This window comes from Hydrocarboniphaga sp. FW305-C-57 (genome assembly GCF_058783045.1).
On the sequence record NZ_JBYSYG010000018.1, the window covers coordinates 39,389 to 55,891 of the forward strand.

General features: G+C 56.6%; 15 protein-coding genes, 1 other RNA gene and 1 pseudogene. 14 read left to right on the plus strand and 3 right to left on the minus strand.

The features are described 5' to 3' along the window. Positions 1-62: 62 nt before the first annotated feature. The 13 genes and pseudogenes from AC3WUM_RS23725 to AC3WUM_RS23785 all read left to right on the plus strand — a co-directional run bounded on the left by AC3WUM_RS23725 (position 63) and on the right by AC3WUM_RS23785 (position 13,429). Positions 63-2,498, plus strand: a complete 2,436-nt coding sequence (locus tag AC3WUM_RS23725; RefSeq protein ID WP_492413591.1) for a DUF1302 domain-containing protein — start codon at positions 63-65, stop codon at positions 2,496-2,498. A 197-nt stretch (positions 2,499-2,695) separates the two neighbouring features. After that, complete coding sequence (locus tag AC3WUM_RS23730) at positions 2,696-3,328, plus strand: YbhB/YbcL family Raf kinase inhibitor-like protein (RefSeq protein WP_492413593.1); 633 nt, start codon at positions 2,696-2,698, stop codon at positions 3,326-3,328. A 115-nt stretch (positions 3,329-3,443) separates the two neighbouring features. Continuing rightward, the gene (locus tag AC3WUM_RS23735; RefSeq protein WP_492413595.1) at positions 3,444-4,841 is read left to right on the plus strand and encodes a DegQ family serine endoprotease; all 1,398 of its coding nucleotides are present in this window, start codon (positions 3,444-3,446) and stop codon (positions 4,839-4,841) included. A 204-nt stretch (positions 4,842-5,045) separates the two neighbouring features. Next, complete coding sequence (locus tag AC3WUM_RS23740) at positions 5,046-5,243, plus strand: hypothetical protein (protein ID WP_007185614.1); 198 nt, start codon at positions 5,046-5,048, stop codon at positions 5,241-5,243. 6 nt (positions 5,244-5,249) lie between these two features. Further along, a complete protein-coding gene (locus AC3WUM_RS23745) occupies positions 5,250-5,585 on the plus strand; it encodes a cell division protein ZapA (RefSeq protein ID WP_492413597.1) in 336 nt (111 codons plus the stop codon). A gap of 101 nt (positions 5,586-5,686) precedes the next feature. Further along, positions 5,687-5,869: non-coding RNA, 6S RNA (ssrS, locus tag AC3WUM_RS23750), on the plus strand. Between the two features lie 67 nt (positions 5,870-5,936). After that, positions 5,937-6,455 (plus strand): 5-formyltetrahydrofolate cyclo-ligase, encoded by a 519-nt coding sequence (locus AC3WUM_RS23755; protein ID WP_492413679.1) that lies wholly within the window; start codon positions 5,937-5,939, stop codon positions 6,453-6,455. Positions 6,456-6,466: 11 nt separating this feature from the next. Further along, positions 6,467-6,586: pseudogene (locus AC3WUM_RS23760) on the plus strand (EVE domain-containing protein); the annotation flags it as partial. A gap of 133 nt (positions 6,587-6,719) precedes the next feature. Continuing rightward, the gene (locus AC3WUM_RS23765; RefSeq protein ID WP_492413599.1) at positions 6,720-8,816 is read left to right on the plus strand and encodes a hypothetical protein; all 2,097 of its coding nucleotides are present in this window, start codon (positions 6,720-6,722) and stop codon (positions 8,814-8,816) included. Then, complete coding sequence (locus tag AC3WUM_RS23770; protein ID WP_492413601.1) at positions 8,803-10,854, plus strand: hypothetical protein; 2,052 nt, start codon at positions 8,803-8,805, stop codon at positions 10,852-10,854. The genes AC3WUM_RS23765 and AC3WUM_RS23770 overlap by 14 nt, the downstream gene beginning before the upstream one ends. Then, positions 10,851-11,333, plus strand: a complete 483-nt coding sequence (locus AC3WUM_RS23775; RefSeq protein WP_492413603.1) for a hypothetical protein — start codon at positions 10,851-10,853, stop codon at positions 11,331-11,333. The genes AC3WUM_RS23770 and AC3WUM_RS23775 overlap by 4 nt, the downstream gene beginning before the upstream one ends. Before the next feature lie 12 nt (positions 11,334-11,345). Continuing rightward, complete coding sequence (locus AC3WUM_RS23780) at positions 11,346-12,854, plus strand: tyrosine-type recombinase/integrase (protein ID WP_492413605.1); 1,509 nt, start codon at positions 11,346-11,348, stop codon at positions 12,852-12,854. Positions 12,855-12,967: 113 nt separating this feature from the next. Then, positions 12,968-13,429 carry an EVE domain-containing protein gene (locus AC3WUM_RS23785; protein WP_492413607.1) on the plus strand — a complete coding sequence of 154 codons (462 nt, stop codon included), beginning with the start codon at positions 12,968-12,970 and terminating at the stop codon, positions 13,427-13,429. Between the two features lie 92 nt (positions 13,430-13,521). Here AC3WUM_RS23785 and AC3WUM_RS23790 read toward each other — a convergent pair whose 3' ends face one another. From AC3WUM_RS23790 to AC3WUM_RS23800, 3 genes are all read right to left on the minus strand, one after another. Continuing rightward, positions 13,522-13,980: a hypothetical protein gene (locus tag AC3WUM_RS23790; protein WP_492413609.1), complete on the minus strand. Its 459-nt coding sequence runs from the start codon at positions 13,978-13,980 to the stop codon at positions 13,522-13,524. 131 nt (positions 13,981-14,111) lie between these two features. After that, a complete protein-coding gene (locus AC3WUM_RS23795) occupies positions 14,112-14,993 on the minus strand; it encodes a TIR domain-containing protein (RefSeq protein WP_492413611.1) in 882 nt (293 codons plus the stop codon). Between the two features lie 401 nt (positions 14,994-15,394). Next, entirely contained in the window at positions 15,395-15,826 is a 432-nt protein-coding gene (locus AC3WUM_RS23800) for a hypothetical protein (RefSeq protein WP_492413613.1), read from the minus strand. Positions 15,827-15,846: 20 nt separating this feature from the next. Here AC3WUM_RS23800 and AC3WUM_RS23805 point away from each other — a divergent pair, with 20 nt between their 5' ends. Beyond that, complete coding sequence (locus AC3WUM_RS23805; RefSeq protein ID WP_492413615.1) at positions 15,847-16,407, plus strand: hypothetical protein; 561 nt, start codon at positions 15,847-15,849, stop codon at positions 16,405-16,407. Positions 16,408-16,503 lie beyond the last annotated feature (96 nt).

Consider the following 16,503-nt stretch of genomic DNA (forward strand, 5'->3'; position numbering starts at 1 on the left):
AAGCACCGACAACGAATCGGAAGACGGCGAACACAGACTATTAGAAGCAAGAGGAGAAGCTGATGGATTCCGTTCGACCAGGGCGTCCGCGCCCGGCGGTTCGTGCCCGTGCGCATTCGCATTGGATCGGCTTGCTGACGGCCTGTGCGCTGGCCTTGCCGACCGCCGCGCTGGCGACCGATTTTCGCCTCGACTTCGGCGACGACTCCATCTCCGGCGTGCTCAACACCAACTTGAGCGTCGGCGCCCAGTGGCGAGCGGAGAACCGCTCCAACGACCTGATCGCCAAGAACAAGGTCAACCCGAACTTCTGCCCGGTGGCGCCGAACGGCGCCGGCACCTCGTGCCAGGGCCACCTCGACTACGCCAACTCTTCGCACGAGCTACTGGGTCTCAACAGCTACATCGGCGAAGGTAGCTACGCCAACCAGGTCGCCGTCGATGCGCCCGGCCAGTTCTCGAACAACAACGACGACGGCAACATCAACTACGACCAGTGGGACGTGACCCAGGCGATCGGCAAGCTCGCCATGGACCTCACGCTCAACTACAAGGGCTACGACTTCTTCGTGCGCGGCTACGGCTTCTACGACGCCGAGAACCACAATCGCAAGGATTACAACCCGAACATCCAGACGGTCGACAGCACCAGCGGTCCGGGCCAGATCCGCCGCGGCATCGGCGAAGCGTCCTCGCGCCGGCGCAACGGCGTCACCGAAGACCAGATCGGCGTCGGCGCGATGCTGCTCGACCTCTACGTCGCCAAGACCTACGCCATCAGCGACGAGCGCGACTTCACCATCAAGATCGGCCGCCAGAACATCAACTGGGGCGAGAGCACGCTGCTGGTCGTCGGCAGCCTCAACTCGTTCTCCACGCCGAACGTGAACTCGCTGTACCGCCCGGCCTTCCTCGAACTCTCCGAAGTTCTGCAGCCGACGCCGGCGATCTGGACCTCGACCACGATCATGCCGAACCTCACGCTCGAAGCCTTCTACCAGTACGACTGGGAACCGGCGATCGTGCCGACCGCGGGCTCGTACCTGTCGACCGTCGACATCGGCACCGACAGCCAGCGCGATTACATCTTCCTCGACTTCGGCAAGACCGCCGAAGATCCGGACCGCCTCGGCCTGCCCGATCAGCTCATGCTGTCGGCGATCACCGACACCTCGGGCACCGTCTACCTGCGCCCCGAAAAAGAGGCGCGCAGCAGCGGCCAGTTTGGCTTCTCGCTCAAGTACTACGCCGAGTGGCTCAACAGCGGCACCGAGATCGCGCTCTACGCCGGCCGCTATCACAGCCGCCTGCCCTACCTGAGCTTCTACGCCGGCGACTACGGCTGCTTGTCCGGCCCGGACGCATTGGCGCCCGCCGCAGTCGGCCCCACCAAGACGCCGCTGGACACGGTCGGCGTGCTCGGCGCCTGCCCAGGCCTGGATTCGACGCTGTTCATCACCAACGCCCTGCCCGGCGCGATCGCTCCGGCCGTGCGCGATCAGAACATCGGCGAGAACGGCAGCGCCTTCGTGCTCGACACCGTCGAAGCCCAGCTGCAATACCCCGAGAACATCGATCTCTACGGCATCAGCTTCAACACCGCCTTCGGCGACCTGTCGATCCAGGGCGAAGTCGCCTATCGTCCGAACCAGCCGCTGCAGGTCGACGACACCGACCTCGCCTTCGCCGCGCTGCAGAACATCTTCCCGCGCGGCAACGGCACCGGCACCACCGGCGATTCCTACGATTTCGGCGTCCTCGGCGACCTCGGCAACTCGATTCCGGGCCTGCCCGGCGCGCTGCTCAACGCCGGCACCATCGCCCAGCTGCCCGGCGCGCGCTACGGCATTCCGGACTTCGTCTCGGCCTATCGCGGGCTCGATCCGCTCGGCTATGCGCCGGGCGCCTACATTCGTGGCTGGGAACGTTTCAAGACCGCCAACTACAACCTCGGCGCGACCAATGTCATCGGTCCGAACAACTGGGTCGCCGCCGACCAGATCATCCTGATCGGCGAACTCGGCGCCAACCAGATCTTCGACCTGCCGAGCAAATCGCGCCTGCAGCTCGAAGGCCCCGGCACCTTCACGCATGCGAGCGCGGGCGCCGACGGCACCGGCGCCGATGGTTCGGCGCAGTCGAATTCGGGCGTGATCGGGCCTTCGGGCATCCGCTTCAACCCGACGCAGCAGAAGAGCGGCTTCGTCACCGACTTTTCGTGGGGCTATCGCATCATCAGCATCCTGCGCTACGAGAACGTGCTGCCCGGCATCGGCATCGAACCGACCATCGTCTGGTCGCACGACGTGCAGGGCGTCTCGCCCGGTCCGGGCGAAAACTTCGTCGAAGGCCGCAAGTCGGTGATCGTCAGCACCACGATCCGCTTCTCCCCCGCCTGGAACGCGGCCGTGGGCTACACCGCGTTCTTCGGCGGCGGCTCGGCCAACCTGCTGCGCGACCGCGACTTCGTGCAGGTGGGATTGCGCTATCAGTTCTGATGACCGGATCGGACCGCAAGCGTCCGACCGTAGACCGAGCATTAAGCCAAAGAGCCCGCAAATGCGGGCTCTTTGGCTTGCGGGATCGCATGCGCAAGCTGGTCGTCACTCGCGGCTCTGACTCATAATCCGCGCTGCTTTTGCCTCGACATGGCCCCTCGAAAGTCAGCCACAGTTTCTCAAACCAAGGATTCGGAATGAAATTGACCAGCAAGACGTTCTCGGAAGGCGGCGTGATACCCGGACGCTGCGCCTTTGCCGTCAAGGCCCCCAAGGGCCACGTACGTCTTTCCGAGAACCTCAATCCCGAGCTGGCCTGGAGCGGCGCCCCGGCCGGCACGCGCAGCTTCGCGCTCATCTGCACCGATCCGGACGCCCCCACCAAGCCCGACGACGTGAACAAGGAAGGCCGCGAAGTGCCGCTCAAGCTGCCGCGCGCCAAGTTCATCCACTGGGCCGTGGTCGACATCGCGCCGACCATCACGCAGATCGAAGAAGGCGCGGCCTCCAACGGCGTCACCGCACGCGGCAAGCAGCAGCCCGGCGGCATCGAAGGCGCCCGTCAGGGCGTCAACGATTACACCGGCTGGTTCAAGGGCGACGCCGACATGGGCGGCACCTATCGCGGCTACGATGGCCCCTGCCCGCCGTGGAACGACAGCGTTCCGCATCATTATTGCTTCGAGATATTCGCGCTCGATGTCGACAGCCTCGCCGTGCCGGCCGATTTCACCGCCGCCGACGTGCTCAAGGCCATCGAAGGACACGTGCTCGCGAGCGCGAGCCTGACCGGTCGCTACAGCCTCAACCCGCGCATTCGCCTGAACTAAGGCCAACAAGAACTAAAAAGTGACGGGGCCAGCCGCGAAACTTGCGATCGGCCCGATGGTCACAGGCGACTCATCGCCACCCGCCCTTTTCGAGTTCTCTTTCGAGATTCGCTCAATGCTCCGCACTTCCTCGACTTTCGCCCTCGCCCCGCTCGTTCTGGCACTGGGTCTTGCGTTCAATCTTCCGGCCCAGGCCCAGATGCAGGCGGCGCTGCCGCTGCAGCAGGGCATGCCCTCGCTGGCGCCGATGCTCAAGCAGGCGACGCCCGCGGTGGTCAACATCGCGGTCACCGCCAAGCAGGAAATCCAGAACCCGCTGCTGCAGGACCCGTTCTTCCGCCGCTTCTTCGACATCCCCGATGATGCCCCGCAGGAGCGCGAAAGCCAGGCGGTCGGCTCGGGCGTCATCGTCGACGCGGCCAAGGGCTACATCCTCACCAACAATCACGTCATCGACGGCGCCGATTCGATCAAGGTGCGTCTGGTCGACGATCGCGAGTTCGACGCCAAGCTGATCGGCAAGGATCCGGAGACCGACATCGCCGTTCTGCAGATCAAGGCCGACAACCTCAAGGCCCTGGTGCTGGCGGACTCGGACAAGCTCGAGGTCGGCGATTTCGTCGTCGCCATCGGCTCGCCGTTCAACCTGCGCACGACGGTCACCTCGGGCATCGTCAGCGGTCTCGGGCGCCAGGGCATGGGCGAGGGTTATCAGGACTTCATCCAGACCGACGCCTCGATCAACCCGGGCAACTCGGGCGGCGCGCTCGTGAACCTGCGCGGCGAACTGGTCGGCATTCCGAGCCAGATTCTCTCGCGCAGCGGCGGCAACATCGGCATCGGCTTCGCCATTCCGACCAACCTCGCCAAGACCGTGATGGGTCAGCTCACGCAGTTCGGCTCGATCGAACGCGGACGCATCGGCGTCGGCGGCCAGAATCTCGACCCGGCGCTCGCCAAGGCCTTCGGCCTGTCGTCCTCGCGCGGCGCGGTCATCACCCAGGTGGTGCCCGGCTCGCCGGCCGACAAGGCCGGCGTCAAGAGCGAGGACATCGTGCTCAAGGTCAACGGGCGCGAGATCTCGAGCTTCGACCAGCTGCGCAACATCGTCGGCCTGATGCGCGTGGGCGAGAAGGTGGAGCTGTCGATTCTGCGCAATGGCAAGCCGCAGACGGTCGTCGTGACCATCGGCAAGGCCGGCGCGGAGACCGCCGGCGGCACCGATGGCAAGGGCGGCGATCTGCATCCCTCGCTGGCCGGCGCGAGCTTCGCACCGCTCGACGAAGCCAGCGCCCGCCGGGCCCGCACCGATGTCGGCATCCAGGTCCAGGAAGTGTCGCCTTCGTCGGCCGCCGCCCGCTCCGGCCTGCGCCCGGGCGACATCATCCTGAGCGTGAACCGCCAGCCCGTGAAGACCATCGAGCAATTCACCAAGCTCGCCAATCCGAAGGCGCCGGAGCTGCTGCTGCACATCCAGCGCGGACCGGGCGCGCTGTTCCTGATCATTCGCTGAGACCTTGACGTTCCTCTCTCCCGCTTGCGGGAGAGAGTCCCTCGCGACAGCGAGGGGAGAGAGGGTTGGCTCGAAAAGTGAGCGCATTTTTCGGGCTTCCCCTCTCCCGGTCCTGCGGACCACCCTCTCCCACAAGTGGGAGAGGGGAACATCGTAATAGCGACCGCTATACTGATCCCGCACGTCTCCACCCAACCCACGCGCATGCTGGACTCGGAACTCGAACAGCTCGAACAACGCATCCAGCGCCTGACCGCCGCTTATCGCCAGGCCAGGCTCGAAGCGCGTCGCGCGCAGCAGGAACGTGATCGCCTGATGGCGCTCAACAACGAGTTGCGCCGACGCATCGAAGGCATCGTCGATCGCGTCCGCAACCTCGAATCGGAGCAGGATCATGAGTGATGCATCATGAGCGACAAGGACCGCTTCGAAGACAGCGAGAAGAGCGATGCGCTCAGCGTGACCGTGCGCATCATGGGCCGCGAATACACCGTGGTCTGCCCGCCCGACGAGCACGAAGCGCTCGTCGCCTCGGCCGATTTCCTCAACGAGCGCATGACCGCGATCCGTCGTCGCGGCAAGGCACTCGGAGCCGAACGCATCGCGGTGATGGCCGCGCTCAACATCTCGCGCGAGTTGCTCGAGCTGCGCGGCGCCGAAGCGGTGCTCAAGCTCGACGAGGCCGCGCTTGCGCGCGTTCGCCAGCTCAAGCTCGACATCGATTCAACACTCGCGCTCGAATAGCGCGGGCTCATTGCACATAGGTGTACGCGCTCGTCGGCGACATCGTCGCGTCGGGTGGTTTGCTCAAAGCGCATGCGTCGTCGGTGTTATGATGGCGACGGTGTCTCCTGCGGTGTTCGACGAACGCTCTAAACCCTTGAGCCTATTTGCAAACCCCCGGGAGCCAAAGCTGGTTGGGCGTGCAAGCCCGCGTTGTCGGCGGGAAGCCCGAAAGCCAGATTGCGGCACCCACTTGAGACCTCGTCTCAAGGTACCGAGCGAATGACGGCACAGGCGGGAGTCACCACTTCTTCTTCCGAAGCCCTGCACAAGGCGCAGCTGCGTAAAACGCTGCGCAAGCGCAGGGCCACGATTCCGCGACGCGACCAGCGACGCGCCGCGCAGCGATGCGCCGATCACCTGATGCGCGTGATCGAGCGCAGCGACATTCGCAGCGTCGCGCTGTATCTCTCCTACGGTTCCGAACTCTCGACCGCGCCGCTGCTGCAGAAGCTGCGGCATTCGCGTCTTCGCATCTTGCTGCCGAGATTGCGTGGGCAGCGCATGCATTTCGTCGAATGGAAAATAGGGCAAGCGCTACGATCGAATCGCTTCGGTATCGACGAGCCTAGCGGCCGCATTCGGGTGATGCCGACGCGTATCGACGCGATCGTGATGCCGCTCACGGGTTTCGATGCGCAAGGCCGCAGGCTCGGAACCGGCGGCGGCTATTACGACCGCACGCTCGCTGCGCTGAGCCATCGTCGCAAACCCTGGCGCATCGGCTACGCCTATGCGTTGCAGGAATGCGCGCAGATCGCCGACGATCCCTGGGACATCAAACTTCACGCCGTCTGCACCGAACGCGGGCTGCGGCGCTTTCATGGTTAGAACACAACGACATGGCGACCCAGAAACCCTCCTACTGGCTCATGAAATCCGAGCCCGACGCCTTTTCCATCGACGATCTCGAAAAGCGTCCGAAGCAGATCGAGCCCTGGAACGGCGTGCGCAACTATCAGCTTGCATTTTCCAGACAGTTAAAAGCGTCAAATACGATAGCCGCACTCAGGCCGAAAGCCAACACATTGATCTTCTGGGTTTTTTCCATCAGCCTTAGACGCCTGCTCTCACCAAGACTGCTGGGGTCTCTGAGTGATCCGTCTAAAATTCGACGAAACTGGGATTTTTGCCGTTTATGACGGCCATCTAGGCAACGAGATCAACTGCGATCTCTCAACCTTTTCTAACCTCGGCATTCAGGCTTGGAAGATCATCCATTCGGTGATCAGGTACATCGAGCGCTTACATCCTCGCAGCAGACCAACCATGCTGCAGGACCTAATTCAGTTAGGTCGAGCTCTTCAGAGAGTAACGCTTTCACTTCCCGAAGAAGACGACCACGAAGAATGGCAACAAGTAGTGCTGGACGTGATGGAAGACATTCTTACGTCTACCGAGTCACGCGCATCGCTGCATACTCGCCTTTCTTGCGTGTCGAACATTGCAGCGTATTTCAAACACCTGAAGGTCGAATCACTGATCCCTTTCACGGTGGTCATCCCTCGCGTCAAAAAACCAACTAACCGGCGAGCTGCAGCAGAAACACCTCATACAAACAGGCAACACATCGGAACGCCATCGAGCGAAGCGACCTATCACTCAACACTGCTGTGCGATGTCTCGCTGTCAAGGACTGACGCCGAATATCTTGATGAGATTCGAGGAGAACTTACACGTCGGCGCGGAGCTCTGCATTCGTTCCTGTTGGAGTATTGGTCGACGCTGCGAAGCCATATGGAGTGGGGCAAAGCCGCTGCCACTAGCGTCGATATCACATCCCTACGCCATCAACTGGCAGAAGGTAAAACGGACTTATTGAATCTCAGTTCTGCTGATGGCCTTTCCAATCTACTTGCATACATAAAGCACGAGTACGGCGGCATACCTAGTTACAAGCAAATCACAAAATCCGAATATCTTCCGCGGGAACTGAAGATAAGCAATTTCAAGCTACCCTCGCTCCCCGAACTGCATTGGCCGTTCGAAAACAGTTACTGCACAAACAAAAGAACACTCGGATTTAGCCGGATGCGGCTTCGCTGGCTGCTAGGCAGACCGAATTCCGACGACGTCGCAGCGATGGCTGCACTGATCGGGATGGAGCACCCCCGATTTACCCCCGAAGCCATTACATTCGCCCGAATTGTGGACAAGACTGGCCGCAAGTATGTCCAGTTTACCGACAACGGTGAGCAGTTCTCTGTTGCGAAAGGCCGAGCGCATGCGATGAAATCGGAGGGTCTCAGCGCCATCGCGTCCGAGATAATCGAGCACTGCGCAAGTTTTAATAGTGATGTTCGCACGGCGCTGCAGGAGCAAAAGCAACAGTTGGCAGACATGCTTTTCCTGACATTCGACCGCAACAGCGGATCGAAGGTAGGCCTTCCATCTCAATCATTCTGTGTGAAGTTCCTGTCGGGCCTAACAGTCGTAAAACAAGATCCGGAGGGGCGCCCATATCGCCTAGGTTTTTGGATGGGATCGTTACGACCTGAACTCGCCGCTGCGGGGCTTGATCGCGGCACTGTCAATTTTCGGCGAATTAGGTGCACAGAGGGCGTACTTGAATGGTTTCGGACTCAAAGCGCAACCGAAATGTCGCGAAAACTCGGAAATAAAGTGAGGACTGCTCTCTATCACTATATTCCGCCGCCTCTATTGCTGGCATGGAACACGCGCATTATTCGTCGTTTCCAGAACCTTTGGATCACTGTCGCCGCAGCTAATCAGTCCTTTATGTTAGAGGTCACTGACTTTTCATCATTGAGTGACCTGAACGCCTTCTTAGCGAATATGCTTCAGCAGCATGGACAAAATGACTCCCCTCTTGCGCGCGAACTACATCTACGGTTTTCGCATAGCAAAAAAGAGCAAGAAGAAGTCGATTCCGCCGACGCAAAACTAAGTGTTGCAGTTTCATCCAGCTCACTAACAGCTCTATACCTTTACCAATCAACAGCATTGAATTCGGGACTGACGGAAGAATTTCTTGATAAAGCCGATGCCAACGGTCTTACGCCGCGTCAATTTATAGATCTTGCGACATTACTAAAAAGCCGGCTCCCCGAAGATGTAGATGCGTCGCTTCGAGCCGCGCATGCGGAAGCGATGAGCCGATCGGCGAAGCTTGCACTCTCGATAGATTGGGGAAATTTTTTTCTTAGCAAGGATTCCTATGCCTGCAATTAAAGCGTCGAGTCCTTCTGCTCGCCAATCGCTTATTTCAGCGATTGTGCTTGACCTTCGTTCACAGGCTGCACCTTATAAAGGCGACTGGAAAGCAAAATGGCTTCTGTCGGATATCGAGGACACCGTATGGACGCTTCGCGACGGAACACGCCTTTACTGGCACGTGAAGCTAGCAAATAACTCCACATTGGCGGACGCTGCGAATAAAAGAATGCGGATCGCTGCAGCTCAGATCACGTTTTTGCACCGCCAACTTCCTAACTTTGGGAGTAGTACTAGCGAAGCATTGTTGGACTTTCAAACTGGGCTACTTGTCTTCATCCGATGGATGTATCGGAGGGAAGGAATCTACAACCCAGCGTCATCATCATTCAAAGCAATCGATCATCACGCAATAAGGGAATTTTACTCTCGGCTCGCACTTGGCGGGGCTGCGTGGGCTCTTGAAATCCCCCAAGACCTATTAACTTATTGGTACAGCAACGCTATTGGAAAGGCACCTTCTTCTGAAGTTCTTAACGATCCATTTTCCATTCCTGCCGACGACAAAAATGCCATCATCGACTACCTCAAAGCCGAAAAGATGTACACCTGGTCTGGGCAAAACCGTTCCTATTATCTAAATCGCGCCGCAACCGCTACACGTCTCGCGATGTCAGCCGATGACCTACGCACCGGACACCTAATTAATGCTTTCTTGCGTCAGTTTGAATGGGACATCGACTCGCCACTTCTGATCACAACTAGCTCGTTCAGAGAATTTCCCTCTCATCGCACACCATTGCTGGAGGATGCACAAAAACTAGGGAATATAAGCCATATTTCAAAGTACACAAACGCGATAACCGAAACCTTCTCTCTGTACAGGCATCTGAAGGACCACCTACCGGAGCCTGCGTCCCTTCGCCTCCCTGAAATCAATAGGCTGGTGAAACGCCAACTCTCCGACCCGGAGCATACTCCGTGGATGCCACTTCAAACAGCATTAGCATACACAGCAGAAGCACTAAGGATCGTTCAAGTCTACGGCGACGCTATAGTCGAGGGGTACTTGAACAAAGTCCGAGCACACTTGGACGGCTGCAGCGAGTGGGATGTACCACCTCTTCTGCACGAACTTAATGTAAATACGGGTTTTACTGTAGGGAAAAATCCAATCGATTACAGTAAGCTACGATCACAACCTACGATCGAGCAATTACTGTGCATCCTAGTTGGTTCCGTAATTAGCCTTATCAGCCTCCTCAAACCGATTCGCGAAAATGAACTCACAAATCTTCCTGTTGACTGTGTTCGATTCGTAAAAGGCGACGGGTATTGGCTTCGTCAAAAAATCTCGAAGTCGGGTATTGCTCATGCGTTAGTCGAAGCTGAGAAACCAATTCCACGAGTACTTGCCCGCGGAATAAAGCAGATCAGGGCAATTCAAGATGGGATGTTTGAAATTTATGATTACGGCTCTCCATTTGACCGGCTGTTTTATCTGCCGTACATGATGGGACGAAATCCTTCTCGCATGACCAAGCTGACCAGAATTAAAGCAACCCGCTACATCGACATGTTCTGCGACTGGACTGGACTCCCCCCAGATGAGCATGGTCGAAGGTGGTATTTGCGGGTTCACGAGGCGCGCAAGAGCTTTTTGATTACCTTCTTTTGGACTTTCAGGTATGCCAGCTTGGACGCAGCTAGGTGGATCGCCGGCCAGTCTGATGCTCGCCATGTTTATGCATACATCGAAGCCAACTTCCCTGGAATGGAACTCCCAGCTTTGGAGGCTGAATATGCTGCGCTACAGCTTTGGGCGTATGAGAATAAGTCGCCATCCGAAGCGGAAAACGTAGTTGATCTTTATCGAAGCACGTGTAAGCACTTCAAAGTCAGCGCTATAAGCTTTGTACAGGAGAAAGATCTGCTGGAGTGGCTTGAGATCGCATTTATAAAAGGTAGATTGAAACTGGAGCCACATTCAATCAAGACTAACGATGGGATAGTCGGCACCCAAATCTGCTTCCGAATTTCCCCAGAGCTTAAATGAAGGATTCAACGCTGACACAAGCAAAAAAGCGATGGGCACTGATGACCAGATACTTGGAGCGCCCATCATCCATCAACGATAAATTCTTAACAGCTTGCGCTTCTCAACCCGCTCTTGCCGCTTTCAGCTCCGACGATTTGGGACTTCGACCGATTTCCTTAAACTCGCTGAAAGCCGCGGTCGAAATAGTCGTGGAGAATGGAGGGTGGGATGCATTCGATGGCCGTCGTCGAGATATTCGCAGACTATGCACCCTCTCAAAAAAGAACAGCCAACCTGCCCCAGAATCGGAATACAAAACCAATGCTCGTAGCTTGGACAACGCTGATCGAGCCCGCCTTCTCCTCGGGCGAGCGTATAACGATCTACTTATACTAGCGCGCACCTTTGCAAAGAAGGACGACGAACTTGCGGAAAGGCTCAAGCGCCATGAAACGTTATGGCGAGATCAGCTCACACTCCCGTTGAAGAAGCCTTGAGCGAAAAAATCGATGCTTTATCGCTTGGTTAAGGATTTCAAGTTTCCGGACACGGCGATAATCGATCGATCGGGAACAAGTTATACCCTTCAATTTAGAACAGAGAATGCCGCGATAGCAATGGTCTGGCCAAATGGCTGGCCTTGCATCGAGATCGAGTTGTATCTAGCAGACATCTCTTATAGATACACGACCCGCCAATTAGACGGCGGCTCACTGAAAGTTATTGCATCCCATTTATCGCATCTCCTTAAGTACTGCTACAAGGCCGGAAGAAATACTTGGGAGCTGGACGACAATGATTTCAAGCTTGCGATACGAGAGCTCCAGGATGAAACCAATCCTAGCCGCCCAACTCAACGCAGAAGAAACGGAACGACTGTCGACCGAATCATCGACTCCTGGAAGTTCTTTTTAATTTGGCTACAAGAAAACTGGGCCTCCGAGAGGCGAATTATCGGTCTCCGCGAAGACGGCCCACAGATCCCGGTAGAGATCAAAGATACTCACGATTATGCCGGCAGACCTCGCTCCATTCTGAAGTATCGTTACTCCCCGGTTAATGCCACACCTGAACCTAAAGGCCCGATTTCGCGTCGTTTACGCGTGAGTCTATGGGAGGCTGTGGCCCGACTCGGAAATCCTCATTCGGCACATGCTAGGTACCGAAATACTCTCGTCAATCAAACCGATTTCGAGCTTGTAACCGAGTATTTAAGAAAGCGCCGAGAGCTTCTTCTGAGATTGCTCGAGGCAACTGGGGCGCGCCCTGGAGAATTGGCTCGCCTCCTGGTTTCACGCAACGAGGATTGCACTTCAACTTCCATTCTTGAATTGGAAACATTAAAACGTCGAAAGAAAGCTTATCGCCGCATTCCAATTGAGCATGGCTTGGCGATACAAATCGATCTTTTTATAGTCAAACACAGAGCGCTTTTACTGAATTACGCTAGACGCCGCAGCTTCGAACCAAAACCCAATGATTACTTATTTTTGACCTGCAAAGGATTTCCGTTAAGCGAAGGCGCGATGACTCGTGAGTTCTCTCGTCTTGTAGTCGCGGCAGAGATTAAAGATCAACAAGCCTGCATGTCGATGTTTCGACATCGCTTCATAACCAAAATGGTCCAGATTCATATTCTTGCTTATCAAAATGATAATCCGGCTATTTCCCGAGCTATGATGTCTCGATCAGATTATCGCACCATTCTGCAAAAAGTTTGTGCATTTACTGGACATGGCAGTTCAGATAGCTTGTGGCCCTACATAGATATGGCCTGGGACGAAATGGGCACATTCGATTATGTTGGTCCGGCTCAAGAGTTAATAGACTCCGTTGAGCAGTCCATTTCCGATTTGTCAACATTAATATGCGATGTCGGTGCCAATCCTTTAGATGCGAATAAAATTATCGTTGAGTCGGCAATCGCAAAATTAGAAGCAATCAGATCGCGAGTTGCCGGCGCACTGACAAATCAAACTAAGCGCACCACCTTAGGGAATCGCCCTGAAGACTTCTGATTGGCAAGCGAACGAGGCACAGAATCGTCTGAACGCCTACAACCGACCCTGTCTTCTACGTAATAATCATACTTGTACAGTAATTTTTTCCTCAATAAACGGAGCTCAACTGCTTGAACTACTGGATTCTAAAATCCGAACCCGATGAGTTTGGCATCGACGACCTGGCCGCCGCTGATAATCAGGTCACGGCTTGGACCGGCGTACGAAACTTTCAAGCGCGCAATCACCTCCGCGCGATGAAATCTGGTGATAAAGCCTTTTTTTATCATTCCAGCTGTGCAATCCCAGGAATCGCTGGGTCGATGGAAGTAATCAGGGAGCACTATCCCGATCCAACTCAATTCGATCCGGAGAGTGATTACTATGACCCGAAGTCCATTAGTGACGATCCGCGTTGGTCAGCAGTCGACTTTCAATTTAGAAACAAAGCAATTAATTTACTCACGCTTGATCAGTTGCGCCAGATGGAATTCCCCGACGAGCTGATCATCCTGCGCAGAGGTAATCGGCTTTCGGTTACTCCAGCCACAGCAAAGCAGTGGGCACTTATCAAAAAGGCCGCCAAGCTTTAGTCAACTACAGATGTGGGCTCAAGCTTAGGCTACCGGGAAATATTTGGTTGCTGTCGTGCGCGACAGCAACCACGGTGGCGCCACATCGAAGATTACTCCAGAACCTTGGTGAGAATGCGCTTTTCGGCGACGATCGAATTTTCCGATTTCCCATGGAATGTGGCCATGCCAATCATCGTGTTTCCATCGTTCTGGACGATAAACAAATAACTTCCGACGTCGAAGCCAATACCCTTTCTATCTTCAAAGGTTAGGGTTACTTGGTTTCCATGAATAGAACCACTGTATAGAAATCGACGATTTGAGCTTTTTCCGTCTCGAGTTAATGATCTCGCACTCTCGCCAGTGATTAGTCGCCCTGTCTGTTCCAGCCGAATTTTGCCGACCAGTCGCTGCGCGTTATCTTTCTGATCAAATATTTCCCAAGCACCGTCAACGCGGATTCCCCTATACAAAACGGAGTTGCTGAAGGCAGGCCACAGATGCCTTTTCACCAGATAAATCAACAGCGTTGCTATGAGGCTAGACGCAACACCGGCAATGAAGTTCATCATTAATTTTCGAGCTCGTGAGCAACGATGGAGACTTGGTGCACAGCATTAGTTCACGGACGCACATAACGAAGGAGAGACCAGTGCGCCGCCCCGGGCCTGCTGCCCCCCCCTCTAATGGCCGCCACGAACTACATGGCCTTGTTGAGATCAAGCTCCAAACCAGCCGCCTTCATCTCCTTGGCCAGCCGCAAATGCCATCCTCCTGCGTCGTCAAAAGGTGTGTAGACAACGCCTAGGTAGTCCCCAGGAATCTCAACACCTTCTTTGTAGAGCACGCACACGCGGCTTCTTCCAAGCGCCCCACAGAAGTACCCAAGTTCCAAGATCACATTTTGGCGCGCGCGAGGCTGGGCCTTCTCCGGCTGATCTTTTGAACAACCCAAATCATCAGGCGTAAGAAGCACGACTGCGAAGCTGGCGTTACTCGCGCTCTTCTCAAACTTCTCGATGATCGTGAGGCCCTTGTTGGCTTGCTCATGAAGGATGATGGCTTCAACGCCAAACCGCTCGATAAACCTAGCTACGCTAACTTTGGCCGCGTCATCTCTGCCGTGCACAATAAAAACCGCATTCTTTACTTTCTGGTCCTCTGTGGCGCCGGCGGCTACCAATGGGGCAGGTCCTGACTCCGGAATCAGCTCCAAGCGCTCAACGATGGACTCCAGATTCGTAATCTTGCTCTGCAGCCCGCTCATGATCGACTCGACTCTCTGGCGCGGCGTCGGATTTATCCTGAGAGCGCCAAATAGAGAGACACGTTCGTAGGACTTTTGAATGGTATCTGGCGAGAAAATTCTGCCGAGAAGTTCACGGTTGTATTGATCCCATTTTGTTCTCAATGCGACGACTGCCTCAACGTCCAGTTCTGAGTGAGCCGACATCGCCCTGTTTTGGATTTCGCCACCAAGACGAATGCGATCAACCAGCTTCTCAGCCGCCTCGGAACGAGCAACCAGCAGGCTCACCTGATCTGAAGCCGCAGCTGGAGGTACAGCGCCGCGCTTAGCCATTTATTCCCCCTATCAAAGACTGCTTAATTATGAGGCGACATACTCAGTTTAAATTGATGTACGGCCAGCAACGTTCACGTACCACATTGGCTACGATGAATCGCCGCTTGATGCGCTAGGACGGGACGTCCTGGATCAAGCCGTCGGAATTCGACTAGTTTCGGACAACGCGTCGACCTGCCGAGTCGCCCGAGCAGTATCGATTGAAGTTCAACGGCTTTCAGGCAGCAGCTTCCGACTAGGATCGCGCCGTCATCGACTTTCCGTCCTTCAAGCTGCTGCTCACCTGGGAGCTGGACGGTTGCGGCCTGACACCAACCGGACACCGGGTGACTCCAGATGGGGGCCGCCCGGACGGTGTGCGAGCTGGTTGCGCGTACTGGGTATGGTGTGAGGAACTTCTAGGCGAGCGACTGAGTGAGCCGACTGTCCGAGGTCCAAATCGCGGCGGCGATCTGAAAAGCTTCGGTGGCGCGGCCGGAGCTCATCGCTTCGTCGCGCGTGAGCATGGGTCCGAGGAAGTCCAGGTTCTCGCGGAAGAGGGCTTGCTCGGGCTCGACGATCCGGCAGGATGGTCCTGTCGAGCTTTGGTACCACAGCAGGTTCACCGCTTGCTTGTCGCCGCGATCGGCGCCGTCGCCCCAACCGCGAATACTCAGCGTCATTGAGGTTCCGTTTTCGGGATGGCCGTCAGTGTAGGTGGCCAGGTAGACCGCGAAGGCGTTCTGGTCTCGGAACACGAAGCCCCGGAACACCTGTGTTTCGCGGCCACAACAGTTGCAGAGCCCGGTGGCGGCCTGGCTGCCGGGTTCGATCGTGTAGGGGGAGCTCATAAAGGAACGAGGGGCCAGCGGTGCGTTGCTTCCATTTTACGGACAATGTGGCGGTGAATCGGATTGCTTACGGCGTGTTGCGGTGGAGCCTGCTGGCCGTTGTGCTGGCCATCACCGTGCCAGTGGGGCTCGCGGTAGCCTACGTGCAGGTGTTCCAGGTGCGTCTCGCTTTGATGCGCAACACCCTGATCGATATGAGCGATGCAGAGTACGAAGCCCTTTTTCGGGAAGCACGGGTGATCCTGGACCATCCGCCGCCGATCCCGTCATCGCCACCCGGCAAAAAAGTGCCTTGGCGTCGCACTGGCGCGATTTTCGATCGCTACATCGACCAGGAGCCGTCTCCCTATTTCGCGGCGTTCAAGCCGCAACGTGTCACCCTGTCAGCCAACTCGATCAACGTGGATCAGGCCATCCTGGTCGATAACGGCGGCGGCTTCATGATCCATCACCGTGACGGTCGCTGGACCGTGGTGGGGGGCTATGGAGAAAACTGCAGCGGAGAACAATACTGGCCGCGGCCTGATCCGCCGTTGAGGAAGACCTGGACCCAACGTTGTCCGCCTTCGCCGACAGAATGACGTCTCCGGCTCGCGGTTTGCACTGAAATCTTCCCATCACCCAATGCGCCTTTCATGTTCTACACCGACCCTGTCAGCGGTAACCGCCGCGTGAAA